The 23275-nt window shown below is 60.8% G+C and carries 17 protein-coding genes; 13 read left to right on the top strand and 4 right to left on the bottom strand.

Annotated features, from left to right (window positions below; translation table 11 throughout):
* The first annotated feature begins 171 nt into the window (after positions 1 to 171).
* The 6 genes from flgB to RHM60_RS09675 all read left to right on the top strand — a co-directional run bounded on the left by flgB (position 172) and on the right by RHM60_RS09675 (position 5681).
* A complete protein-coding gene (gene flgB, locus RHM60_RS09700) occupies positions 172 to 579 on the top strand; it encodes a flagellar basal body rod protein FlgB (RefSeq protein WP_003233501.1) in 408 nt (135 codons plus the stop codon).
* Between the two features lie 3 nt (positions 580 to 582).
* The gene (gene flgC, locus RHM60_RS09695) at positions 583 to 1026 is read left to right on the top strand and encodes a flagellar basal body rod protein FlgC (protein ID WP_003233500.1); all 444 of its coding nucleotides are present in this window, start codon (positions 583 to 585) and stop codon (positions 1024 to 1026) included.
* 16 nt (positions 1027 to 1042) lie between these two features.
* A complete protein-coding gene (locus RHM60_RS09690) occupies positions 1043 to 1765 on the top strand; it encodes a flagellar hook assembly protein FlgD (RefSeq protein WP_209983982.1) in 723 nt (240 codons plus the stop codon).
* A gap of 31 nt (positions 1766 to 1796) precedes the next feature.
* Positions 1797 to 3113, top strand: a complete 1317-nt coding sequence (gene flgE / locus RHM60_RS09685; protein ID WP_231422926.1) for a flagellar hook protein FlgE — start codon at positions 1797 to 1799, stop codon at positions 3111 to 3113.
* 107 nt (positions 3114 to 3220) lie between these two features.
* Positions 3221 to 4443 (top strand): IS3 family transposase gene (locus RHM60_RS09680; protein ID WP_322212102.1). Its coding sequence is split into 2 segments (ribosomal slippage): positions 3221 to 3572 and positions 3572 to 4443, totalling 1224 coding nucleotides; the frame shifts between segments, so codons are not numbered across the junction.
* A gap of 161 nt (positions 4444 to 4604) precedes the next feature.
* Complete coding sequence (locus RHM60_RS09675; protein WP_322214293.1) at positions 4605 to 5681, top strand: hypothetical protein; 1077 nt, start codon at positions 4605 to 4607, stop codon at positions 5679 to 5681.
* A 66-nt stretch (positions 5682 to 5747) separates the two neighbouring features.
* On the opposite strand, the gene RHM60_RS09670 is transcribed toward RHM60_RS09675, so the two are convergent.
* Entirely contained in the window at positions 5748 to 8642 is a 2895-nt protein-coding gene (locus tag RHM60_RS09670) for a ribonucleoside-diphosphate reductase subunit alpha (protein WP_209983977.1), read from the bottom strand.
* 601 nt (positions 8643 to 9243) lie between these two features.
* Between RHM60_RS09670 and RHM60_RS09665 the strand changes: the two genes are divergently transcribed.
* Positions 9244 to 9969 (top strand): response regulator, encoded by a 726-nt coding sequence (locus RHM60_RS09665; protein ID WP_231423783.1) that lies wholly within the window; start codon positions 9244 to 9246, stop codon positions 9967 to 9969.
* Positions 9966 to 11576: an ATP-binding protein gene (locus tag RHM60_RS09660; protein ID WP_322214292.1), complete on the top strand. Its 1611-nt coding sequence runs from the start codon at positions 9966 to 9968 to the stop codon at positions 11574 to 11576. The genes RHM60_RS09665 and RHM60_RS09660 overlap by 4 nt, the downstream gene beginning before the upstream one ends.
* A gap of 81 nt (positions 11577 to 11657) precedes the next feature.
* Here the strand turns inward: RHM60_RS09660 and RHM60_RS09655 are convergent, their stop codons facing one another.
* Positions 11658 to 12374 (bottom strand): 4'-phosphopantetheinyl transferase family protein, encoded by a 717-nt coding sequence (locus RHM60_RS09655; RefSeq protein ID WP_322214291.1) that lies wholly within the window; start codon positions 12372 to 12374, stop codon positions 11658 to 11660.
* Between the two features lie 249 nt (positions 12375 to 12623).
* Here RHM60_RS09655 and RHM60_RS09650 point away from each other — a divergent pair, with 249 nt between their 5' ends.
* The 5 genes from RHM60_RS09650 to RHM60_RS09630 all read left to right on the top strand — a co-directional run bounded on the left by RHM60_RS09650 (position 12624) and on the right by RHM60_RS09630 (position 18104).
* Positions 12624 to 13301, top strand: a complete 678-nt coding sequence (locus tag RHM60_RS09650) for a response regulator (RefSeq protein ID WP_003233491.1) — start codon at positions 12624 to 12626, stop codon at positions 13299 to 13301.
* Positions 13298 to 14644, top strand: a complete 1347-nt coding sequence (locus tag RHM60_RS09645) for an ATP-binding protein (RefSeq protein ID WP_209983967.1) — start codon at positions 13298 to 13300, stop codon at positions 14642 to 14644. The genes RHM60_RS09650 and RHM60_RS09645 overlap by 4 nt, the downstream gene beginning before the upstream one ends.
* 421 nt (positions 14645 to 15065) lie before the next feature.
* Complete coding sequence (locus RHM60_RS09640; RefSeq protein ID WP_209983965.1) at positions 15066 to 16397, top strand: dicarboxylate/amino acid:cation symporter; 1332 nt, start codon at positions 15066 to 15068, stop codon at positions 16395 to 16397.
* Between the two features lie 145 nt (positions 16398 to 16542).
* Positions 16543 to 17529 (top strand): XdhC family protein, encoded by a 987-nt coding sequence (locus RHM60_RS09635; protein WP_209983963.1) that lies wholly within the window; start codon positions 16543 to 16545, stop codon positions 17527 to 17529.
* Positions 17526 to 18104 (top strand): nucleotidyltransferase family protein, encoded by a 579-nt coding sequence (locus RHM60_RS09630; protein ID WP_322214290.1) that lies wholly within the window; start codon positions 17526 to 17528, stop codon positions 18102 to 18104. Before RHM60_RS09635 ends, RHM60_RS09630 begins: the two co-directional genes overlap by 4 nt.
* A gap of 481 nt (positions 18105 to 18585) precedes the next feature.
* Here RHM60_RS09630 and RHM60_RS09625 read toward each other — a convergent pair.
* Positions 18586 to 19808, bottom strand: a protein-coding gene (locus RHM60_RS09625; RefSeq protein ID WP_322212102.1) for an IS3 family transposase whose coding sequence is annotated in 2 segments (ribosomal slippage) — positions 18586 to 19457 and positions 19457 to 19808 — 1224 coding nt in all. Because the reading frame shifts where the segments join, the coding sequence is not laid out codon by codon here.
* Positions 19809 to 19920: 112 nt separating this feature from the next.
* Positions 19921 to 23067, bottom strand: coding sequence for a ribonuclease E (gene rne, locus RHM60_RS09620; protein ID WP_322214288.1), 3147 nt, complete (start codon positions 23065 to 23067; stop codon positions 19921 to 19923).
* Between the last annotated feature and the right edge of the window lie 208 nt (positions 23068 to 23275).

Raw genomic sequence — 23275 nt, 5'->3', positions numbered from 1 at the left:
GGCAAGCGCCGTTGCCGCTTTACTGGCGCCACGCGGAAGCCGGTTGCCGCTTTTCTGGCATTGCCGCCGGACCTGTCCCCGCAAACCCTTGAATTACGGGCCTTGCGCACATTGGCATGCGCCTTGCTATGACCTTGTTACGAACAGCAGGTCAGCCTAAAGGTTTCCGCCATGAGCATCAGCTTCGATAAAGCGCTCGGTATTCACGAACAAGCCCTGGGCTTTCGCGCAAAGCGTGCCGAAGTCCTGGCCAACAACATTGCCAACGCCGATACCCCGAACTACAAGGCTCGGGACCTGGACTTCTCCGCCGTGCTCGCCGCACAGCAGGACAAGACCCAGAACGGCACCTTCGCCTTGAACATGACCAACAGCCGTCATATTGAAGCGCAAGGCCTGAGCAGTGGTGATGAGTCGTTGCTGTATCGCACGCCGATGCAGCCGTCGATCGACCAGAACACCGTCGATGCTCAGTTGGAACAGTCGAACTACGCCGAGAACTCGGTGAACTTCCAGGCCAGCTTCACCCTGCTCAACAGCAAATTCAAAGGGCTGATGTCAGCCCTGCGTGGAGAGTAAGCCATGTCCCTGTCCAGTGTTTTCAATATTGCCGGTAGCGGCATGAGCGCCCAGACCACGCGCCTCAACACCGTGGCCAGTAACATCGCCAACGCCGAGACCGTGTCTTCGAGCATTGACCAGACCTACCGCGCTCGCCACCCGGTGTTCGCCACCATGTTCCAGGGTGGGCAGAGCGGCGGCAGCGATTCGTTGTTCCAGGATCAGGGCAATGCAGGCTCCGGCGTGCAAGTGCTGGGTGTGGTCGAGGACCAGAGCAACCTCGAGGCGCGTTACGAGCCCAACCATCCTGCGGCGAACGAAAAGGGTTATGTCTACTACCCCAACGTCAACGTGGTCGAGGAAATGGCGGACATGATCTCGGCCAGTCGCTCGTTCCAGACCAACGCGGAAATGATGAACACCGCCAAAACCATGATGCAGAAGGTCCTGACCCTGGGTCAGTGATAAGGGGCGCCAACTAATGGCCATCGTTGATACGTCAAACAACTCGGCAGTCCAGGACCTTTTCAATTCCAAGGTCAAGACCGCTCAGGACAACACCAGCCTCACTGACGCCGCCGCAGGCGCGACGGGCAGCCAGGCAATGGGCAAGGATGCTTTCCTGAAACTGCTGGTAACCCAGTTGAAAAACCAGGACCCCTTGTCGCCGCAGGACAACGGTGCGTTTGTGGCCCAACTGGCACAGTTCAGCAGCCTTGAAGGCATCAACAACCTGAACGACTCGGTCAAGGCGATTTCCACCAACGTCACCTCGTCGCAGGCGCTGCAAGCGTCTTCGCTGGTGGGCCGTTCGGTGATCACCCAGACCGACAAGACGCTGGTCGATACCAGCAAGAGCATGACCGGCTCCGTGAATGTGCTGGCGTCGGTGGGCAATGTCGCGGTCAAGATCACCGACAAGGACGGCAACACCGTGCGCACCCTCGACATGGGCGCTCAAAGCGCCGGTTCCCAGAGCTTTATCTGGGACGGCAAGAACGACAAGGGTGAGGTTGCGGCTGCGGGGACTTACACGTTCACGGCCACCACCAAGAATGACGCGGGCGATTCCGTCGCCCTGGCCACCTCGCTGCCGGCAACGGTGACCAGCGTGACCCTGAGCCAGACCGGCGGCGAAATGCTGCTCAACCTGGCAGGCGGAAGCAGTATCAAGCAGTCGCAAATCCAGACCATCGGTTTATAGAGCCCGCTAACTACGGTGCAAGGAGAAATACATGTCTTTTAACATCGGCCTTAGCGGCCTCTATGCGGCCAACAAACAACTGGACGTGACCGGCAACAACATCGCCAACGTTGCGACCACGGGCTTCAAGTCGTCCCGTGCGGAGTTCGCCGACATCTACGCGGCGTCCAAGCTGGGCACCGGCCAGAACAGCATCGGCAACGGCGTGAACCTGGCGGCGGTATCCCAGCAGTTCACCCAGGGTGACGTGAACGGCAGCGGTGGCATCCTGGACATGGCGATCCAGGGCGGCGGCTTCTTCATCCAGAAGGGCAGCGACGGTGCCTTGCAATACACCCGCAGTGGCGCCTTCCGTGCCGACAAGGACGGCTACATCACCAACAACACCGGCACCTCGCGCCTGCAAGGTTATGCCGCGGATGACAACGGCAAGATCATCAAGGGCGGCCTGACCGACCTGCAACTGAACCTGTCGAACCTGCCGCCCAAAGCCTCCAGCAAAGTCGATTCGGCCAGTAACCTGAACTCCTCGGAGGTTGTGATCGACCAGGTGGCCAAGCCGTTCAACCCGAGCGACACCAGCACCTTCACCACCCAATACAGCACCACCTTGTATGACACCCAGGGCAATTCCCACGCCATGGTGCAATACATGGTCAAGTCGGATTCCAACCAGTGGAAGTCCTACACCTTGATCGACGGGCGCAACCCTGATGGCAGCGCGCCGACGGGCACCGGCGCTGTCGCACCGGTGGCCTCGACGTTGTCGTTTGATACCGCCGGCAAGCTCACCGGTATCGTGACCCCGCCGAGCACGGCGTCCAACACCACGTTGACCATTTCCAACTGGGTGCCGGGCACTGTGACCGACGGCGTGTGGAAGGCTAACGGCGCTGCTGCCAACGCCGCGGGTGTGGCCGTCAACATGGCCACGATCACGCAGTACAACTCGGCCAGCTACCGCAACCCGCCGGTCACCGACGGTTACGCGACCGGCCAGATCACGGGTCTGAAGATCGACGGCAACGGTGTGCTGTTCGCGACCTTCAGCAACCAGCAGAGCAAGGCCATCGGCCAGCTCTCCCTGGCCAGCTTCAACAACGAACAAGGTTTGCAGCCGGCGGGCAGCACCACCTGGAGAGAAACCTTCGCCTCGGGCCAGCCGGGCTACGACACCCCGCAATCGGGCACCCTGGGTTCAATCGTGTCCAACTCCCTGGAGAACTCCAACGTCAACCTGACCAACGAGCTGGTGGACCTGATCAAGGCCCAGAGCAACTACCAGGCGAACGCCAAGACCATCTCCACCCAGAGCACCATCATGCAGACCATCATCCAGATGACCTGATGGGGTAGCGCTCCACAGAAAGCCCCTCTTTTTGAGGGGCTTTTTTCTGGGCGTTGTCCCGTCCTGAATAAGGTTTACACCTTCTGACCTTTCTTCAGGAGGACTCAATGGATACGGGAAAAAGGCGCAGCCAACGCGATTACACGCTAGCTTTTAAATTGTCGGTCGTAGACCAAGTCGAAAAAGGCGAGTTGAGTTATAAAGAGGCTCAACGGCGCTTTGGCATTCAGGGCCGGTCCACGGTACTGGTTTGGCTACGCAAGCATGGCCGACAGGACTGGAGCCAAGGCGCCTCAATCCGAGCGCCGCGGAGCAGGCCGATGACCGACCCCAACCTCCCGCTGACACCCGAGCAGCGGATTAAAGAGCTTGAAGAACAGTTGGCGCTGAGCAATCAAAAGGCCCAGTTCTTTGAAGCTGTCGTGAACGTCTTGAAAAATGATTACGGTGTGTCCATCGTAAAAAAGCGACCCGGCAAGTCCTCTCGCAAGGGCAAATCCAAGACCTGAGCATTACCAGGGCTTGCCTGTTCATGGGAATTTCGCGCCAAGCGTATTACAAACGTAACCGAGCCGTTGATGCGAGAGCTCACCAAGACCAGCAAGTAGTGGACTTTGTTCTGGAAAAGCGGCGTCGCCAGCCGAGGTTAGGCACGCGCAAGCTGCATTATCTGATGAGCACTGAGGCTGAAGTGCAGGTAATTGTTGGTCGAGACCGTCTTTTTTCCATCTTGCGCGAAGCGCGAGAGCTGGTTCCTCGAAAGCGTGCTTATCATAAAACTACGCATAGCCATCATCGGTTCCGCCGCCATCCCAACCTGCTCAAAGCAGGCCCGGAACAAGTTGTCGCTGGCAGGCCCGAGCAGGTTTGGGTTGCAGATATTACCTATCTGCCCACGCGGGAAAGTGTCGTTTACGTCAGCCTGATAACAGACGCGTACTCACGCAAGATCGTGGGTCATCATGTACATGACAGCCTGCATACGGAGTCGGTGGTCAAAGCATTGCAGAAAGCTGTTAGCCAGCGAAAATCCAAGCAATCGCTGATCCATCACTCGGATCGCGGGGCCCAATACTGCTCCGACCTGTACCAGCAAATGCACGCCAAGCATGGGATCAAGTGCTCAATGACGGATGGCTACGATTGCTATCAGAACGCGATGGCAGAGCGGGTAAACGGGATTTTGAAAACTGAGTTTTTGCTGCACCGGCCCAAAGATTTGGCGGATGCCGTAAAAATGGTGGATGAGTCGGTGCTGATCTACAACGGGGAGCGGCCGCACTTATCCCTGAAATACAAAACGCCCGATGCGGTGCATCAGGCGTTTTGAGACTGAAACAGGTGTAAACCTATTTCAGGACTAGACACGTAGGAAAAACGCCAGCGGACTATCAGGTTATGCCTTGAAATGCCGGCGGGAGGAACGCGCCATGCCCGCTTTGCCACTGATGGGCCAGGGCCCACGAGGCTAACCAATCAAAGGGGCGGGTTATGTGGAATTCAGGGGTATCAGGGTTTGCTGGCGCACGTGCGGGCGTTACCCCGGGGGGAGCGCGTGGCGAGACGCCTGCGGTGGTGCCGGTGGCCGAGGTGGCGGCGCTCAAGCAGTTGCTGAATGAACTCTTCGATGCACAGCAGGACGGCAAAAGCCAGACGGTCAGGGAGACGCGCGACAAGCTCAATGCGTTGCGCGAGAAGATAGGCGATGAGCCGTTCAAGAACCTCCTCAAAAAATTGATTGAGGACGCGGATCGCAAGTTTCTTCAATTTCTCAAGCAGTTACTGAGCGGATGGTTTCCTGAGGACGATGCGGCCTTGCCTTCACTGCCGTTGCCGGGAGGCGGCGGCTCGGGCCCGCGCGTCAGGCCTGAAAATTTCGGTTCCGTAGAATCCATGAGCAACAAGCCCTTCACCCAAGGGGCGCGTTTTACCCATTACACACCCGACAAAAGCAATCCGGGTAAAAAGCCTGGGATGGGCAGAGAGCCTGGCAATATCTGGTCCGGGTTCAGGCAAGGGCCGGATGGGAACTGCGTAACGGTTTCAGCCATAAAAAGCGCGATGATGAAGTTCGGTCAGAAGCCCACCGATATTTTCCGCGACGTGAAAGCGGCTGGTGATGGTTGGGATGTTCAGATGCGAGATGGTTTCCAGCTCCACTTGAGCAAGGGCGAATTGCAGCAGGCCGCCCAGCAGGCCCGCTTCCTGGGCGATGACCCGGCGATGATGACCGACGCCAACTTTCTGTATGCCGCGAGTGCCAAACGGGCGCAGATGGAAGGCAACAATGGCTTTGGCGAGGGCAATGATCACAATGCCCGCAGAAGCTACCTGGATGCCCTGGTAAGCCTGAACGACGGTGAACATGCCAGCGAAGGCCTGGATCGTTTGGGGCTCAAGGGGCTTTACCGGCAATCGTCGCGTGATGAGCTCGCCAGTGGCTCGTTGGGCGTCGTGAACTACGGCGGCCATTCGATGGCGGTCATTGGCGGGCAGGTGGAGTTATGGGGGGGACGAGGTGGGCGCCCACAACAGGAGCAGCGCGGTGAAGCGTACGCCTTTGTGTAGAGTGGGCGAGGCATGAAAAAAGCCCGTCAACCTTTCGGTTGACGGGCTTCGAGTGACGCGCTCAGCTTATTGGCAAGCTTCGCAATCCGGCTCATCAATGGCGCAAGCCTTTGGCACTGGCGCCGGACCGGCTGGAGCAGCCAGCACCGAATCATCACCGTGGTTGCCGCTGGAAACCGCGTTCAGCTTGCCGGTGTTGATGGTCGACTTCTCGGTGCTGGTCGCAGCGAGGGCACGGAGGTAGTAGGTGGTTTTCAGGCCACGGTACCAGGCCATACGGTAGGTCACGTCGAGCTTCTTGCCCGAAGCGCCGGCGATGTACAGGTTCAGCGACTGCGCCTGGTCGATCCACTTCTGACGACGGCTGGCGGCGTCAACGATCCACTTGGTGTCCACTTCGAAGGCGGTCGCGTAGAGCTCTTTGAGCTCCTGCGGGATGCGCTCGATCTGCTGCACCGAACCGTCGTAGTACTTCAGGTCGTTGATCATGACCGAGTCCCACAGGCCGCGGGCTTTCAGGTCGCGCACCAGGTACGGGTTGATCACGGTGAATTCGCCCGACAGGTTCGATTTCACATACAGGTTCTGGTAGGTCGGTTCGATCGACTGCGACACGCCAGTGATATTGGCGATGGTTGCGGTCGGTGCGATGGCCATGATGTTGGAGTTACGAATGCCTTTTTGCACACGGGCACGTACCGGCGCCCAGTCCAGGGATTCGTTCAGGTCAACGTCGATGTACTTCTGGCCACGTTGCTCGATCAGGATCTGTTGCGAATCCAGCGGCAGGATGCCCTTGGACCACAGCGAACCCTGGAACGTCTCGTAGGCGCCGCGCTCGTCGGCCAGGTCGCAGGAAGCCTGGATCGCGTAGTAGCTGACCGCTTCCATGGACTTGTCGGCGAACTCGACCGCAGCATCCGAACCGTAAGGAATGTGCTGCAGGTACAGCGCGTCCTGGAAGCCCATGATGCCCAGACCGACCGGACGGTGCTTGAAGTTGGAGTTCTGCGCCTGTGGCACCGAGTAGTAGTTGATGTCGATCACGTTATCGAGCATGCGCACTGCGGTGTTGACGGTGCGTTCCAGCTTGGCGGTGTCCAGCTTGCCGTTGACGATGTGGTTCGGCAGGTTGATCGAGCCCAGGTTGCAGACGGCGATCTCGTCCTTGTTGGTGTTCAAGGTGATCTCGGTGCACAGGTTCGAGCTGTGGACCACGCCCACGTGCTGCTGCGGGCTGCGCAGGTTGCACGGGTCCTTGAAGGTCAGCCATGGGTGGCCGGTTTCGAACAGCATCGACAGCATCTTGCGCCACAGGTCTTTGGCCTGGATGGTCTTGAACAGCTTGATCTTGCCTGGGTACTGGGACAGGGCTTCGTAGTACTCGTAGCGCTCTTCGAAGGCCTTGCCGGTCAGGTCGTGCAGGTCCGGCACTTCGGACGGCGAGAACAGGGTCCACTGGCCGTCATCGAAGACGCGCTTCATGAACAGGTCCGGGATCCAGTTGGCGGTGTTCATGTCGTGGGTACGACGGCGATCATCACCGGTGTTCTTGCGCAGCTCGATGAACTCTTCAATGTCCATGTGCCAGGTTTCCAGGTAGGCACACACCGCGCCTTTGCGCTTGCCACCCTGGTTGACCGCTACGGCGGTATCGTTCACGACTTTCAGGAACGGCACCACGCCCTGGGACTTGCCGTTGGTGCCCTTGATGTACGAACCCAGTGCGCGCACCGGAGTCCAGTCGTTGCCCAGGCCGCCGGCGAATTTGGACAGCATGGCGTTGTCATGGATCGCGTGGTAGATGCCCGACAGGTCATCCGGCACGGTGGTCAGGTAGCAGCTCGACAGCTGTGGACGCAGGGTACCGGCGTTGAACAGCGTCGGGGTCGACGACATGTAGTCAAAGGACGACAACAGGTTGTAGAACTCGATGGCGCGGTCTTCTTTATGCTTCTCTTCAATCGCCAGGCCCATGGCCACGCGCATGAAGAACACCTGTGGCAGTTCGAAGCGGATACCGTCCTTGTGGATGAAGTAACGGTCGTACAGGGTTTGCAGGCCCAGGTAGGTGAACTGCTGGTCACGCTCGTGGTTGATCGCCTTGCCGAGTTTTTCCAGGTCGAAGGTGGCCAGGATCGGGTTCAGCAATTCGTATTCGATACCCTTGGCGATGTAGGCCGGCAGGGCCTTGGCGTACAGGTCGGCCATCTCGTGGTGAGTGGCGCTGTCGGCCACGCCCAGGAAGCCCAGGCCTTCGGCACGCAGGGTGTCCATCAGCAGGCGCGCGGTCACGAACGAGTAGTTCGGCTCGCGTTCAACCAGGGTACGGGCGGTCATCACCAGGGCGGTGTTGACGTCGGTCAGGGCCACGCCGTCGTACAGGTTTTTCAGGGTTTCGCGCTGGATCAGCTCACCATCGACTTCTTCCAGACCCTCACAGGCCTCGGTGATGATGGTGTTCAGGCGGCCCAGGTCCAGTGGTGCAAACGAACCGTCGGCCAGGGTGATGCGGATCGACGGGTGAGCCTGTACCGCGGCGTCTTCGGCCGGGGCGCGCACGGCACGCTCCTTGGCGCGCGAATCGCGATAGATCACGTAGTCGCGGGCGACTTTCTGCTCGCCGGCACGCATCAGGGCCAGTTCAACCTGGTCCTGGATTTCTTCGATGTGGATGGTGCCGCCCGACGGCATGCGACGCTTGAAAGTCGCGGTGACCTGTTCGGTCAGGCGGGCAACGGTGTCGTGGATGCGCGACGAGGCGGCAGCATTGCCGCCTTCAACTGCAAGAAACGCTTTGGTGATGGCGACGGTGATCTTGTCATCGGTGTAAGGAACGACAGTGCCATTACGCTTGATCACGCGCAGTTGGCCAGGTGCGGTGGCGGACAGATCCAGGTTCGAATCAGCGGCCTGCGGCACGGAGCCCTGCGGGTTCTCGCGAGTTGTGTCGGTTTGCATGGGGGGGGGGTCTCCACGTTCTATATTTGATTGCGAGTGCCAGGCTTTTGCCTGCAACACCCGTACCGTTTTCCATATCGGGATGGAGAACAGCTGCCATCCGCTTAAGCGATTTGGTCTACTGAAAAAAATCGTTGGTTCTACGCTGCACACGCCATAAAAAACTTGAATCAGGGACTGCTTCTGTGGTTGGGCAAATTGGGCGAAAACCCCACATGTAGGGTCTACCTTGCCGCCGAGCTACAAGATAATGCGTTTTGGAGGGGTTAGCAACGCAGTAACCTGTGGATAACTCGTGGGTAAAATGTGTAAGAAAGGTTCAGTGCCGGTGTAGGCCGCATTACTGCTGCATCTGACCGTTTGTCGTTGAACATTCAGCTCGCAATGCAGGCCGTGCAATTTCGAAGGGCGCGAACCCTACCATAAAAAAAGGCGATCACCGAATGCACTTCCTGTCTTGTGTCAGAGGGCTGGCCCATGGCTACAATCGGCCTCACTTATGCCCCCCAAATATGACAAAGACGCTATGGTCTGCGCACATTCAAATGTGGGAAGGGGGTGGTGTCCGCCGGAGGGCATTTCATAACAACGAGGATCACCCGTGGAGCAAGCACCCTGGCACCTGTTGATCGTCGAGGACGACGAGCGATTGGCCGAGCTGACCCGTGAGTACCTGCAGAGCAACGGCCTGCGGGTGTCGGTGGAAAGTAACGGTGCGCTGGCCGCGGCGCGCATCATTGCCGAGCAGCCGGACCTGGTGATCCTCGATCTGATGCTGCCCGGCGAGGACGGCCTGAGTATCTGCCGCAAGGTGCGCGCGCGGTATGACGGCGTGATCCTGATGCTCACCGCGCGCACTGACGACATGGACCAGATACAGGGCCTGGACCTGGGCGCCGACGACTATGTGTGCAAGCCGGTGCGCCCGCGCCTTTTATTGGCGCGCATCCAGGCATTGTTGCGGCGCAGCGAACCGGCAGAACCGACCAGCGCCCCTCACCAGCGCCGCCTGCAGTTCGGCCCGCTGGTGGTCGACAGTGCGCTGCGCGAAGCCTGGCTGCACGCTGGCGCTATCGAACTGACCAGCGCCGAATTCGACCTGCTCTGGCTGCTGGTGGCGAACGCCGGGCGCATTCTGTCCCGCGAGGAAATCTTCATCGCTCTGCGCGGCATCGGCTATGACGGCCAGGACCGCTCCATCGATGTGCGCATCTCACGCATTCGCCCCAAGATCGGCGACGACCCGATCCACCCGCGCCTGATCAAGACCATCCGCAGCAAAGGCTATCTGTTCGTCGCCCAAGCCGCTGCGGATACGTCGCTGTGAACTCGATCTTCCTGCGCATCTACGGCGGCATGTGCGCCGCCCTGGTCCTGGTGGCGCTGCTCGGCGTGCTGGCCCTGCACCTGCTCAACGAAGTGCGCAGCGACCAGTACCGCGAGCGCCTGGCCCACGGCACATTTGCGCTGATGGGCGACAACCTGCAAACCATGAACACCATCGAGCGTCAACGGGCCTTGGCCATGTGGGAACGTCTGCTGGGCATCCCCCTGCAACTGCGCCCACTGGCCGACGCCCGGTTGGACCTCGGCCAGCGCAGTCGCCTGCAGCGCGGCCAGGTACTGGTGGAGCAGACCGGGCCCCATGCCGCACGGGTGCTGCGCCTGGTCAGCGAACGGGAGCAACTGCTACTGACGGGCGACGTGCAGCAGATCAGCGAGCAACTGGCCCGTGCGACGATTTACCTGCTGGCCGACGAATTGGTGCGTTTCCCCGTGGCCGAGCAGCCGCAGCGCCTGGCCGCTCTGAAAGAGGCCAAGGGTTTTGGCTTTGATATGCACCTGTTGGCCCTCGACCAGGCGGATATGGACGACGACCAGCGCCGCCGCGTGACGGAAGGCGATACGGTGATGGCGCTGGGCAAGGGCGGTGACTCGATCCGCGTGTTTGCCGGCATGGCGGGCACGCCCTGGGTGCTGGAAATCGGTCCGCTGTATCAAATGAATCCGTATCCGGTGCAGTGGCTGGTGCTGATTGCGCTGGCAGGCCTGACCCTGATCGGCTTGATCGTTTATTTCCTGGTGCGCCAGCTGGAGCGGCGCCTCAAAGGCCTGGAAGCTGCCGCCACGCGGATCGCCGAGGGTGATCTGCAAGTGCGTGTGCCGGCACGCGGTGCCGATTCGGTGGGTCGCCTGGCCGCTGCCTTTAATGGCATGGCCGAGCACCTGCAGCAATTGCTGGCGATTCAGCGCGAGCTGGTGCGTGCGGTGTCCCACGAATTGCGCACGCCGGTGGCACGTCTGCGTTTCGGCCTGGAAATGCTTGGCGACGCGGCCACGCCTGAAGCGCGACGCAAATACCTGGACGGGATGGACGGCGATATCCAGGACCTTGATGGCCTGGTCGACGAAATGCTCACCTACGCCCGGCTGGAGCAGGGCGCACCGGCGCTGAATTTTCAGCGGGTCGACCTCGATGCACTGCTCGATCAGGTCATCGGCGAGTTATCGCCACTGCGTCGCGAAGTCACCGTCAGTCGAGGTGACTGCCTGTCATCAGCGCAAGGGGATGACGCCTGGGTCGATGCCGAACCGCGCTACCTGCACCGCGCCCTGCAAAACCTGGTAAGCAATGCCATGCGCCACGCCCAGGCACATGTGTTGATCAGCTATCAGGTGGGCGCGTCGCAGTGCCGTATCGACGTTGAGGACGACGGACCGGGCGTGCCGCAAAGCGCCTGGGAACGCATCTTCACGCCGTTCCTGCGTCTGGACGACAGCCGCACCCGTGCCTCCGGTGGGCATGGCCTGGGCCTGTCGATCGTGCGGCGGATTATTTACTGGCATGGCGGACGGGCATTGATCGCCAAGAGCCATAACCTGGGCGGGGCGTGTTTCAGCCTGAGCTGGCCGAGGGTGCAAGGTAAGCCCTGAGACCGCTATCGGGAGCAAGCCCCCTTCCATGTTTGGAATGCGTTCCCCTGTGGGAGGGGGCTTGCTCCCGATAGCGGTGTATCAGCCGCTGACAGCCACCAGACTCAACAATTGCCCGTCATTCACCACAAACTGCCCCTCCAGCTCCTTGCCATCGCACCACTCACTGGAAAGGTCCGTCAGCAACCGCAGCCGCACGTGACCTGTGTCCGACCAGTCCAGCACCTCGGCATGCTCAAAGTAGAAGCGCTTTTGCACAATCGGATACAAGGCCTTGAACAGGCTTTCTTTCACCGAAAACGTCAGCGTCACCACCTGTGCAATCTGTGCCTGCGGCAACAGGGCCAGGCGCTGCAACTCATCGGCCGTCAGAATCTCTGCGGCCAGACGCTGCGCCCGCTCCAGCGTGAGCATGTTCTCCAGATCCATCCCCAGCCCGCGCCACTGCGCCTTGTGGCCGACAATCGCCGCCGCATGCCCGGTGCTGTGGGTGATGGAGCCGCTGATATGCCCCGGCCACACCGGCGCGCGATCGTCGCCAATCGCCGGGGTGTAGTCCAAATGATCAAGGCATTGCAGGGCGGCGCGGGCACACACGCGGCCGGCGAGGAACTCCGCCTGGCGCTTGGCCACCGAGCGCTGGATGCTCGCTGGCGGCGGCACTGCGCAGCGCTGAAAATCGCCGTTGTCCAACCGCGCCGGATCAAAGCGGGTGCTGAAGAACACCGTGCCGGGCAGGGGCGCGGGCAGGGGCCAGTGGCTGTCGAGTGGGGTGCAGCATGTGGGTAGGGGCGTCATGCGCGGTATTTTGCCGAGTTGGCGCGTCAGTGGATACCCCGCAGTGGTTCAGGCCAGGTTCAGAGCTTGTTCAGGGGGAGTTCAGGGGCACGTGCGTAGTCTGCATGGGACCAGCCGTCGGGGTTCTGGGCTGTGCAGGCGGGTTACCGCCTCAGCGGCCAGTGCAACGGGATTAAAATACGCCAGCAAGACCTGCAGGGCCGCTATGATATCCCTCTGTCGGACAGTTGAATTGCCTTGGAGAGCCTTATGAAATTGCTGGTGGTGGAAGATGAGGCGCTGCTGCGTCATCACCTGTTGACCCGCCTGACCGACAGCGGGCACGTGGTCGAAGCCGTGGCCAATGCCGAAGAAGCCCTGTATCAGACCGGGCAGTTCAATCACGACCTGGCCATCATCGACCTGGGCCTGCCCGGCATGGGCGGCCTGGACCTGATCCGTAAACTGCGCAGCGACGCCAAGACGTTCCCGATCCTGATCCTCACTGCCCGTGGCAATTGGCAGGACAAGGTCGAAGGCCTGGCCTCCGGCGCCGACGACTATGTGGTCAAGCCGTTCCAGTTTGAAGAGCTGGAAGCGCGCATGAACGCCTTGCTGCGCCGCTCCAGCGGGTTCACCCAGTCGACCATCGTCGCAGGTCCCTTGCTGCTCGACCTCAATCGCAAGCAAGCCTCGCTCGATGAGCAGCCGCTGGCGCTGACCGCCTACGAATACCGGATCCTCGAGTACCTGATGCGCCACCATCAGCAGGTGGTCGCCAAGGACCGCTTGATGGAACAGCTCTACCCCGACGACGACGAGCGCGACCCGAACGTCATCGAAGTGCTGGTCGGGCGTCTGCGCCGCAAGCTGGAAGGCCCGGCCGGGTTCAAGCCGATCGACACCGTGCGTGGCCTGGGCTACCTGTTCAATGAGCGCTGCCTTTGATTCGCTCGCTTCGCGTACGCCTGATGCTGGCGGCCGCCACCCTCGCCGTGCTGTTCATGCTGGGTTTGCTGCCGGCCATGCAGGGCGCGTTCAGTCTGGCGTTGCAGGATTCCATCGAGCAGCGTCTGGCGTCGGACGTGACGACCCTGATCTCGGCGGCGCGGGTTGAAAACAACCGCCTGCTGATGCCAGCGCAGTTGCCGGACGAGCGCTTCAACCTCACCGACAGCCGCCTGCTCGGCTATATCTACGACCGTGAGGGCCATCTGGTGTGGCGCTCGCGGGCGACCCAGGAAGAAAACATCAACTACAAGCCGCGCTATGACGGGCGCGGCAATGAGTTTGCGCGGATTCGCGAGGCCAACGGCCAGGAATTCTTCGTGTACGACGTGGAGGTCAAGCTGCTCGGCGGCAAGAGCGCCGCGTTCAGTATTGTCGCCCTGCAACCGGTGCGCGAATACCTGCTGACCCTCGAAGGCCTGCGCGAAAATCTCTACCTGGGCTTCGGCGCCGCGTTGCTGGTGCTGCTCACCCTGCTGTGGCTGGGCCTGACCTGGGGCCTGCAAGCCCTGCGACGGTTGAGTCAGGAACTCGACCAGATCGAGGGCGGCACCCGCGAAAGCCTCAGCGAGCAACACCCGCGCGAATTGCTGCGCCTGACCGGCTCTCTCAACCGCCTGCTGCACGGTGAGCGCGAGCAACGCGCACGCTATCGCGATTCCCTCGACGATCTGGCCCACAGCCTGAAAACCCCGCTGGCGGTGTTGCAGGGCGTGAGCGAAGACATGGCGCTGCGCCCGGCAGACCGCGATCAGGCCTGGGTGCTGCAATCGCAGATCGAGCGTATGAGCCAGCAGATCGGCTACCAGTTGCAGCGCGCCAGCTTGCGCAAAAGCGGCCTGGTGCGCCATCAGGTGCGGCTTGAGCCGGTGCTGCAAAGCCTGTGCGACACGCTGGACAAGGTGTACCGCGACAAGCGCGTTGCTGTGTCCTTCGACTTGCCGGATGAATGCTATGTGCCGATCGAGAAGGGTGCCTTGCTCGAACTGCTCGGCAATCTGCTGGAAAACGCCTACCGCCTGTGTGTGAGGGAGGTGCGTATCAGCCTGCTGGAAAACCTCGAAGGCGCCGAGCTGTGCATCGAGGACGACGGCCCCGGCGTACCTCCCGACCAGCGCGCGCGGATTCTGCAGCGCGGCGAACGGCTGGACCGTCAGCACCCGGGGCAGGGGATTGGCCTGGCGGTGGTCAAGGACATTATTGAAAGCTACGGCGCACGCTTGACCCTGGGCGATTCGCCATTGGGTGGCGCGGCGTTCAAGATTCATTTCCCGGCTGTTTGATCTTCATTGGCTACACTCGCCCTGTTGCAGGCAAGCCAGCGCCCACACTTTGATTGGTGAATCCAGGCAACTGTGGGCGCTGGCTTGCCTGCGAGAGCGTGCGTCCAGGCGCCACATCCCGCAAACTTATCTCACCAAGGCGGATATCCGCCACATTGTAGGACGATAGAGGTCGGTCCGGCGGAAATCCGCCACATTGTCTGACCCGGCCGGCCATGCCCGTCCATCGCTATCCCTGGCGTCTAAAGGCCTGACGGAAATTTCCGTAAAGTGGCACGGCGTTTGCGATCAAGATTACAGCGCAGGTGTGTTTCTACAGGCCTCGCAAACAACAAATCCCTCCAGTGCAGGAGGGTTCGCAATTCAAGTGTCGTGGGCAATGGCGGATATTTGCCACACGGGACGATTGAGGAACTTTGCAATGACGACTCGTCAGCCACTCTACAAATCCCTGTATTTCCAGGTGATCGTCGCAATCGTTATCGGTATTTTGCTCGGCCACTTCTACCCGGAGACCGGCGTGGCCCTCAAGCCACTGGGTGACGGCTTTATCAAGCTGATCAAAATGGTCATTGCCCCGATCATCTTCTGCACCGTTGTCAGCGGCATCGCTGGCATGCAAAGCATGAAATCGGTGGGAAAAACCGGCGGCTACGCGCTGCTGTACTTCGAAGTCGTTTCCACCATCGCCCTGCTGATCGGCCTGATCGTGGTGAACGTCGTGCAGCCGGGCGCCGGCATGCACATCGACGTCGCGACCCTGGATGCCTCCAAAGTTGCAGCGTACGTCACCGCCGGTAAAGACCAGAGCATCGTCGGCTTTATCCTCAATGTGATCCCGAACACCATCGTCGGCGCGTTCGCCAACGGCGATATCCTGCAAGTGCTGATGTTCTCGGTGATCTTCGGTTTTGCCCTGCATCGCCTGGGTGCCTACGGCAAGCCGGTGCTGGACTTCATCGACCGCTTCGCCCACGTGATGTTCAACATCATCAACATGATCATGAAGCTCGCGCCACTCGGTGCCCTGGGCGCCATGGCGTTTACCATCGGTGCCTACGGTGTGGGTTCGCTGGTGCAACTGGGCCAGTTGATGATCTGCTTCTACATCACCTGCCTGCTGTTCGTGCTGGTGGTGCTGGGCGGTATCTGCCGCGCCCACGGTTTCAGTGTGATCAAGCTGATCCGCTACATCCGTGAAGAGCTGCTGATCGTGCTGGGTACGTCCTCTTCCGAGTCGGCCCTGCCACGCATGCTGATCAAGATGGAGCGTCTGGGCGCGAAGAAATCCGTGGTGGGTCTGGTGATCCCGACCGGCTACTCGTTCAACCTCGACGGTACATCCATCTACCTGACCATGGCTGCCGTGTTCATCGCCCAGGCGACTGACACCCACATGGACATCACCCACCAGATCACCCTGCTGCTGGTGCTGCTGCTGTCCTCCAAAGGCGCTGCAGGCGTGACCGGTAGCGGCTTTATCGTGCTGGCCGCGACCCTGTCGGCTGTCGGCCACCTGCCGGTTGCCGGCTTGGCGCTGATCCTGGGTATCGACCGCTTCATGTCTGAAGCCCGTGCGCTGACCAACCTGGTGGGTAACGCCGTTGCCACCATCGTTGTGGCCAAGTGGGTCAAGGAGCTGGACACCGACAAGCTGCAAAGCGAGTTGGCTTCCGGCGGCACCGGTATCTCGGAAACCCGCGAAGTCGACGACCTGGGCGTGGCCGAAGGCCCGACTCCGGTGGTCAAGTAAACCGCTGATGGCGTGAACTGACGCCAAGGCAACCCGCAAACGCCCCGACCTGTTCGGGGCGTTTGCGTTTGTACGCACGCCCTTTTGGAATTTTTTGCTTTAGAGTCAATCGATACCTCATCAACAAACGCTCACAGGAGGGTAGATGGACAGTGTGGATCTGAACGTCCTGCGTAGCGTATTGGCGTGGCGCCAGGCTGGGCATCGCGTGGTGCTGTACAGCGTGGTGCAGACCTGGGGCAGTGCGCCGCGTCCGCCTGGGGCGATGCTGGCCCTGCGCGGCGATGGCGTGGTGATTGGCTCGGTTTCCGGCGGCTGCATCGAGGATGACCTGATCGCGCGCCTGCAGGATGGCCGTCTGGCCGCTGACGGCCCGCCGGTGCAGATGGTGACCTATGGCGTTACCCGCGACGAGGCGGCGCGCTTTGGCCTGCCGTGCGGCGGCACCCTGCGCCTGACCGAGGAGCGGGTGGTGGAGTGGGAGTGGGTCGCGCAACTGCTGGCACGCTGTGAGGATCACCAGATCGTTGCCCGCGAGCTGAACCTGGCCACGGGAGAGGTGACCCTCAGCGATGCCAGCAAGACCGATGTGGTGAGCGTTGACGACCAGCGTCTGCGGGCCATCTATGGTCCGCGCTGGCGGTTGTTGCTGATCGGCGCCGGGCAACTGTCGCGGTACGTGGCGGAAATGGCGCGGCTGCTGGATTTCGAAGTGCTGATCTGCGACCCGCGCGAGGAATTTGTCTACGGCTGGGAAGAGCAGCACGGTCGCTTTGTGCCGGGCATGCCGGACGAAGCGGTGCTGAATATCCAGACCGACGAACGCACGGCCATCGTCTGCCTGACCCATGACCCTCGGTTGGACGACATGGCGTTGCTGACCGCGTTGAATTCCAGCGCGTTCTATATCGGCGCGCTGGGCTCGCGGGTCAACAGCCAGAAGCGCCGGGAAAACCTCGCAGAACTGGGCCTGTCGAATGAGGCCATTGCACGTTTGCATGGGCCGATCGGTTTGCACATCGGCAGCCACACCCCGGCGGAAATTGCGCTGTCGCTGATGGCGGAAATTGTCGCGATCAAGAATGGCGTGGCGCCGATGCAGAAAAAGCCGCTGGCGGCGGTGGCTGAGTGACGCTGACCGCGATTGTGCTGGCGGCGGGGCAGGGCAGTCGCTTTCGCGCCGAAACGGGCGAGGATAAGTTGCTGGCTCAATGTAGCGGCCGGGACGGCGTAACGCGGCCGGTGATCGAGCATGTTTTGCTGAACTTGCCTGAGCAGCTCGTCTCGCGGCTGTTGGTGACGTCGCCGGAACGTTCGGACGTCATTCGGTTGGCCAGGGCATATGGCTGCGAGGTCGTGCTGCTGCAATCGGCGGGGATGGGCGACAGCATCGCGGCGGCGATTGCGGCCAGTGCGTCTGCTGACGGTTGGTTGGTGGTGCTGGGGGATATGCCGTTTGTCCTGCCCGCGACTATCGAGCGTGTGATCGATGATCTGCAAAGCATCAATGTGCCAGTGCATGCCGGGCAGCGTGGGCATCCGGTTGCTTTCGGTCGGGCATTTGGCCCTTCGTTAATGGCGCTGACGGGGGATCGCGGCGCAAAGCCTCTGTTTGCTCAGGCTGCCGTGAAGCAAGTGCCAGTGAATGATGCCGGCGTACTCTGGGATGTGGATGTGCCGCAAGGGCTGAGTTTCAACGCAGACTAAAATGAGGGAGGCTCCATTACCTCTGTGGCGAGCGGGCTTGCCCTAATGCCGTTCAGTTAAGCGCAGATTCCCTGTGGCGAGCAGGCTTGTCCTGCGTTGGGCTGCGCAGCAGCCCCAGAGCCAGGCGCTGAGCCGTATCAGGTACACCGCGTTTTGCTCGATTGGGGGCGCTTCGCACCCCAACGCGGGGCAAGCCCTAATGCCGTTCAGTTAAGCGCAGATTCCCTGTGGCGAGCAGGCTTGTCCTGCGTTGGGCTGCGCAGCAGCCCCAAAACCAGACGCTTAGCCGTATCAGGTACACCGCATTTTGCTTGATGGGGGGCGCTTCGCACCCCAACGCGGGGCAAGCCCGCTCGCCACAGGGATGTGGCTGCGTGAAGTTTCGACCTTTAAAAATCAACACGTTATTTGGTATTTGATAAGCGTCTGCTGGTTAAGGCTCTTTGTCTAGTCCTGAAATAGGTTTACACCTGTTTCAGTCTCAAAACGCCTGATGCACCGCATCGGGCGTTTTGTATTTCAGGGATAAGTGCGGCCGCTCCCCGTTGTAGATCAGCACCGACTCATCCACCATTTTTACGGCATCCGCCAAATCTTTGGGCCGGTGCAGCAAAAACTCAGTTTTCAAAATCCCGTTTACCCGCTCTGCCATCGCGTTCTGATAGCAATCGTAGCCGTCCGTCATTGAGCACTTGATCCCATGCTTGGCGTGCATTTGCTGGTACAGGTCGGAGCAGTATTGGGCCCCGCGATCCGAGTGATGGATCAGCGATTGCTTGGATTTTCGCTGGCTAACAGCTTTCTGCAATGCTTTGACCACCGACTCCGTATGCAAGCTGTCATGCACATGATGACCCACGATCTTGCGTGAGTACGCGTCTGTTATCAGGCTGACGTAAACAACACTTTCCCGCGTGGGCAGATAGGTAATATCTGCAACCCAAACCTGCTCGGGCCTGCCAGCGACAACTTGTTCCGGGCCTGCTTTGAGCAGGTTGGGATGGCGGCGGAACCGATGATGGCTATGCGTAGTTTTATGATAAGCACGCTTTCGAGGAACCAGCTCTCGCGCTTCGCGCAAGATGGAAAAAAGACGGTCTCGACCAACAATTACCTGCACTTCAGCCTCAGTGCTCATCAGATAATGCAGCTTGCGCGTGCCTAACCTCGGCTGGCGACGCCGCTTTTCCAGAACAAAGTCCACTACTTGCTGGTCTTGGTGAGCTCTCGCATCAACGGCTCGGTTACGTTTGTAATACGCTTGGCGCGAAATTCCCATGAACAGGCAAGCCCTGGTAATGCTCAGGTCTTGGATTTGCCCTTGCGAGAGGACTTGCCGGGTCGCTTTTTTACGATGGACACACCGTAATCATTTTTCAAGACGTTCACGACAGCTTCAAAGAACTGGGCCTTTTGATTGCTCAGCGCCAACTGTTCTTCAAGCTCTTTAATCCGCTGCTCGGGTGTCAGCGGGAGGTTGGGGTCGGTCATCGGCCTGCTCCGCGGCGCTCGGATTGAGGCGCCTTGGCTCCAGTCCTGTCGGCCATGCTTGCGTAGCCAAACCAGTACCGTGGACCGGCCCTGAATGCCAAAGCGCCGTTGAGCCTCTTTATAACTCAACTCGCCTTTTTCGACTTGGTCTACGACCGACAATTTAAAAGCTAGCGTGTAATCGCGTTGGCTGCGCCTTTTTCCCGTATCCATTGAGTCCTCCTGAAGAAAGGTCAGAAGGTGTAAACCTTATTCAGGACGGGACACTTGGACAAAAAAAGCCCCGCCTGATCACTCAGGCGGGGCTTTTTAGTGGCTGATGGAATCAGGCGAGAGGTTTAGGCTCGTGCTCTTCTTCCTGGGCCTTTGAAGCCTGGGCAGCGGCGGCTGCCTCGGCTTCCTTGCGGCGGCGACGCACTTCACGTGGGTCGTTCGGCGCACGGCCGTTTTCAGTCAGGGCGCTGGCAGGTGCGGCTTCAACCACAGGGGCCGCCACTTCAGCTGCCACCGGCGCTTCAACTACTGGCGCGGGCTCGACGACCGGAGTCGGCTCAACCACCGGGGCAGGCTCGACGACGGTGACCTCGGCAACCGCGGCTGGCGCTTCTTCCACCACAGGGGCAGGTGCCTCAACCGCAGCGGCCGGTTCGGCAGTCCACTGGAAGGCGGTCTGTTCTTCACGAACTTCACGAACTTCACGCATTGCCGGGGCGGCTTCTTCGACAACCGGTGTTTCGACAGCCGGCGCCTCAACAGCTGCTTCAACCACGGGCTGGGGTTCGACCACTGGCGCAGGCTCTACGGCAACCACTTCGGTTTGCGGCTGGGCGTCACGCTCCAGTGCAACTTCCACTTCCGGAACCTCGGGGGTTTCGATCGGGGTAGTCGCCTCGACGACTGGCGCTTCAACCACTGCGGTTTCGGCGACAGGCGCTTCTGCAGCAGGGGTTTCTTCGACAGCAGCGGTGGCGCGTTCAGCCTGCTCGTGAGCCTGGGCTTCAGCCGGGGCACTGATGACCGAGCTGGCAACGGCAGCGGTAACGGCCAGGCCGGCGGCCAGTTCGTTGCCTGTTACTTCGGTGCCCGTCGCTTCGTTATTGGAGCCTTCAGCGTTTTCGCCGGCCTCTTCCGAGCCTTCGATCACATTGCCGTTGGCATCACGCTGACGCTCACGGCGGTTGCTGCGACGACGCTGACCACGGGAGCGGCGGCGTGGACGATCGCCTTCGGCGTTGTCCTGGCCATCTTCCTGCAGTTGCTCTTCGCCGGTCAGCACTTCTTCTTCGCTGCTGTCTTGAGCTTGCTCGGCACGTGGCTGACGCTCTTCACGCGGCTGGCGCGGTTGGCGCTCTTCACGTGGCGCGCGTTCTTCACGCGGCTGGCGAGCCGGGCGTTCTTCGGTGCTGGCGGCAGCGACGGCCGCAACGGCCGGCGAAGCGTCCAGTGGCTCGCGCAGTTCACGCACACGCTCTTCACGCTCGCCGCGCGGCTTGCGATCTTCGCGCGGTGCACGTGCGGTGCGAGGGGCGCGCTCTTCGCGTGGTGCGCGCTCTTCACGGGCTACGGTCGGGGTGTCCTCGCGGGCTTCGCGGGGGGCACGCTCTTCACGCGGTGCACGTTCTTCGCGAGGCTTGCGCTCTTCGTCGCGACGACCATTGCGGTTACGGCTCTGCTGGCGGCCGTTACGGCGTTCTTCATTGCGCGCAGGGCGCTCGGCAGCAGGCTTTTCAGCCACAACCGGCGCAGCCGGCTCTTCCTTGGTGGCGAACAGGCTGACCAGCGACTTCACCAGGCCCTTGAACAGGCTAGGCTCAGGCAGGGCGGCCGGTGCGGCAACCGGTGCGGCGGCTTCAACCGGAACCGGCGCATTGGCACGTGCCGGCGCGGTCTTGACGGCGGCTTCCTGGCGAACCAGGGTGCGGGTCGCGGCGGCTGGCTGGACTTCTTCCACTTCGGCAGCGGCCGCGGCGATTTCGTAGCTGGATTGGCCGCTGTGGGCTTCCGGGCTGTCATCACGCAGGCGTTGCACTTCGAAGTGCGGCGTCTCGAGGTGATCGTTCGGCAGGATGACGATGCGGGCACGGGTACGCAGTTCGATCTTGGTGATCGAGTTGCGTTTTTCGTTGAGCAGGAAAGCAGCCACCGGGATCGGCACTTGCGCGCGGACTTCGGCGGTGCGGTCTTTCAGGGCTTCTTCTTCGATCAGGCGCAGGATCGCCAGGGACAGCGATTCGACGTCACGGATGATGCCGGTGCCGTTGCAGCGCGGGCAGACGATGCCGCTGCTTTCGCCCAGGGATGGACGCAGGCGCTGACGGGACATCTCCAGCAGGCCGAAGCGCGAGATGCGGCCCACTTGTACGCGGGCGCGGTCGGCTTCCAGGCACTCGCGGACTTTTTCTTCCACGGCGCGCTGGTTCTTGGCCGGGGTCATGTCGATGAAGTCGATCACGATCAGGCCGCCGATGTCACGCAGGCGCAGTTGGCGGGCGATTTCTTCAGCCGCTTCCAGGTTGGTCTGCAGGGCGGTTTCTTCGATGTCGCTGCCTTTGGTGGCGCGCGCCGAGTTGATGTCGATGGACACCAGGGCTTCGGTCGGGTCGATCACGATGGAGCCGCCGGAAGGCAGTTCGACCACACGCTGGAAGGCGGTCTCGATCTGGCTTTCGATCTGGAAACGGTTGAACAGCGGCACGCTGTCTTCGTACAGCTTGATCTTGCTGGCGTACTGCGGCATTACCTGGCGGATGAAGGTCAGGGCTTCGTCCTGGGCTTCAACGCTGTCGATCAGCACTTCGCCGATGTCCTGGCGCAGGTAGTCGCGGATGGCGCGGATGATCACGTTGCTTTCCTGGTAGATCAGGAACGGCGCGGAGCGATCCAGCGAAGCTTCTTTGATGGCGGTCCACAGTTGCAGCAGATAGTCGAGGTCCCACTGCATTTCTTCGCTGCTGCGGCCAAGGCCGGCAGTGCGCACGATCAGGCCCATGTCGGCCGGAGCGATGAGGCCGTTGAGCGCTTCACGCAGTTCGTTGCGTTCTTCGCCTTCGATGCGACGGGAGATGCCGCCGGCACGCGGGTTGTTCGGCATCAGCACGAGGTAACGGCCGGCCAGGGAGATGAAGGTGGTCAGGGCGGCGCCCTTGTTGCCACGTTCTTCTTTCTCGACCTGAACGATAACTTCCTGGCCTTCGCTCAGGACGTCCTTGATGTTCACGCGGCCTTCGGGGGCTTTCTTGAAGTATTCGCGGGAGATTTCTTTGAGGGGCAGGAAGCCGTGGCGCTCGGAGCCGAAATCGACAAAGGCAGCCTCAAGGCTGGGTTCGATGCGAGTAATACGGCCTTTATAGATGTTGGCCTTCTTTTGCTCGCGCGCACCGGATTCGATGTCCAGGTCGTAGAGGCGCTGGCCATCTACCAGTGCAACACGCAACTCTTCGGGTTGAGTTGCGTTAATCAGCATTCTTTTCATGTTGTACCGTCGGTTTCCGGGCTGCCGGAAACGGCGTTCGGCACACACGACTTCTCACGGTCGGTGTCAGGTGCGTCAAGAGTGGTTGGCCACTCCAGTGTCCAGCAATACCTGCCAATTGGGCGGGCATCGCGACGGACGCGTCCTGCTTGTTAGCGGTGGTGACAAAGGCACCACTTCAACAAAAGCTAAGGTCAGGAGGAGGAAT

It is taken from the genome of Pseudomonas sp. MH9.3, from assembly GCF_034354675.1.
Classification (GTDB): Bacteria; Pseudomonadota; Gammaproteobacteria; order Pseudomonadales; family Pseudomonadaceae; genus Aquipseudomonas.
Note: the sequence above shows the minus strand (reverse complement) of the source record. Positions and strands in the feature narration are given on the sequence as shown.

Coding starts and splice junctions, on each gene's coding strand:
- RHM60_RS09640 (WP_209983965.1), top strand. CDS start 15,066: ATGACGACTCGTCAGCCACTCTACAAATCCCTGTATTTCCAGGTGATC.
- RHM60_RS09675 (WP_322214293.1), top strand. CDS start 4,605: ATGTGGAATTCAGGGGTATCAGGGTTTGCTGGCGCACGTGCGGGCGTT.
- flgC (WP_003233500.1), top strand. CDS start 583: ATGTCCCTGTCCAGTGTTTTCAATATTGCCGGTAGCGGCATGAGCGCC.
- flgB (WP_003233501.1), top strand. CDS start 172: ATGAGCATCAGCTTCGATAAAGCGCTCGGTATTCACGAACAAGCCCTG.
- RHM60_RS09635 (WP_209983963.1), top strand. CDS start 16,543: ATGGACAGTGTGGATCTGAACGTCCTGCGTAGCGTATTGGCGTGGCGC.
- RHM60_RS09650 (WP_003233491.1), top strand. CDS start 12,624: ATGAAATTGCTGGTGGTGGAAGATGAGGCGCTGCTGCGTCATCACCTG.
- rne (WP_322214288.1), bottom strand. CDS start 23,067: ATGAAAAGAATGCTGATTAACGCAACTCAACCCGAAGAGTTGCGTGTT.
- flgE (WP_231422926.1), top strand. CDS start 1,797: ATGTCTTTTAACATCGGCCTTAGCGGCCTCTATGCGGCCAACAAACAA.
- RHM60_RS09670 (WP_209983977.1), bottom strand. CDS start 8,642: ATGCAAACCGACACAACTCGCGAGAACCCGCAGGGCTCCGTGCCGCAG.
- RHM60_RS09690 (WP_209983982.1), top strand. CDS start 1,043: ATGGCCATCGTTGATACGTCAAACAACTCGGCAGTCCAGGACCTTTTC.
- RHM60_RS09655 (WP_322214291.1), bottom strand. CDS start 12,374: ATGACGCCCCTACCCACATGCTGCACCCCACTCGACAGCCACTGGCCC.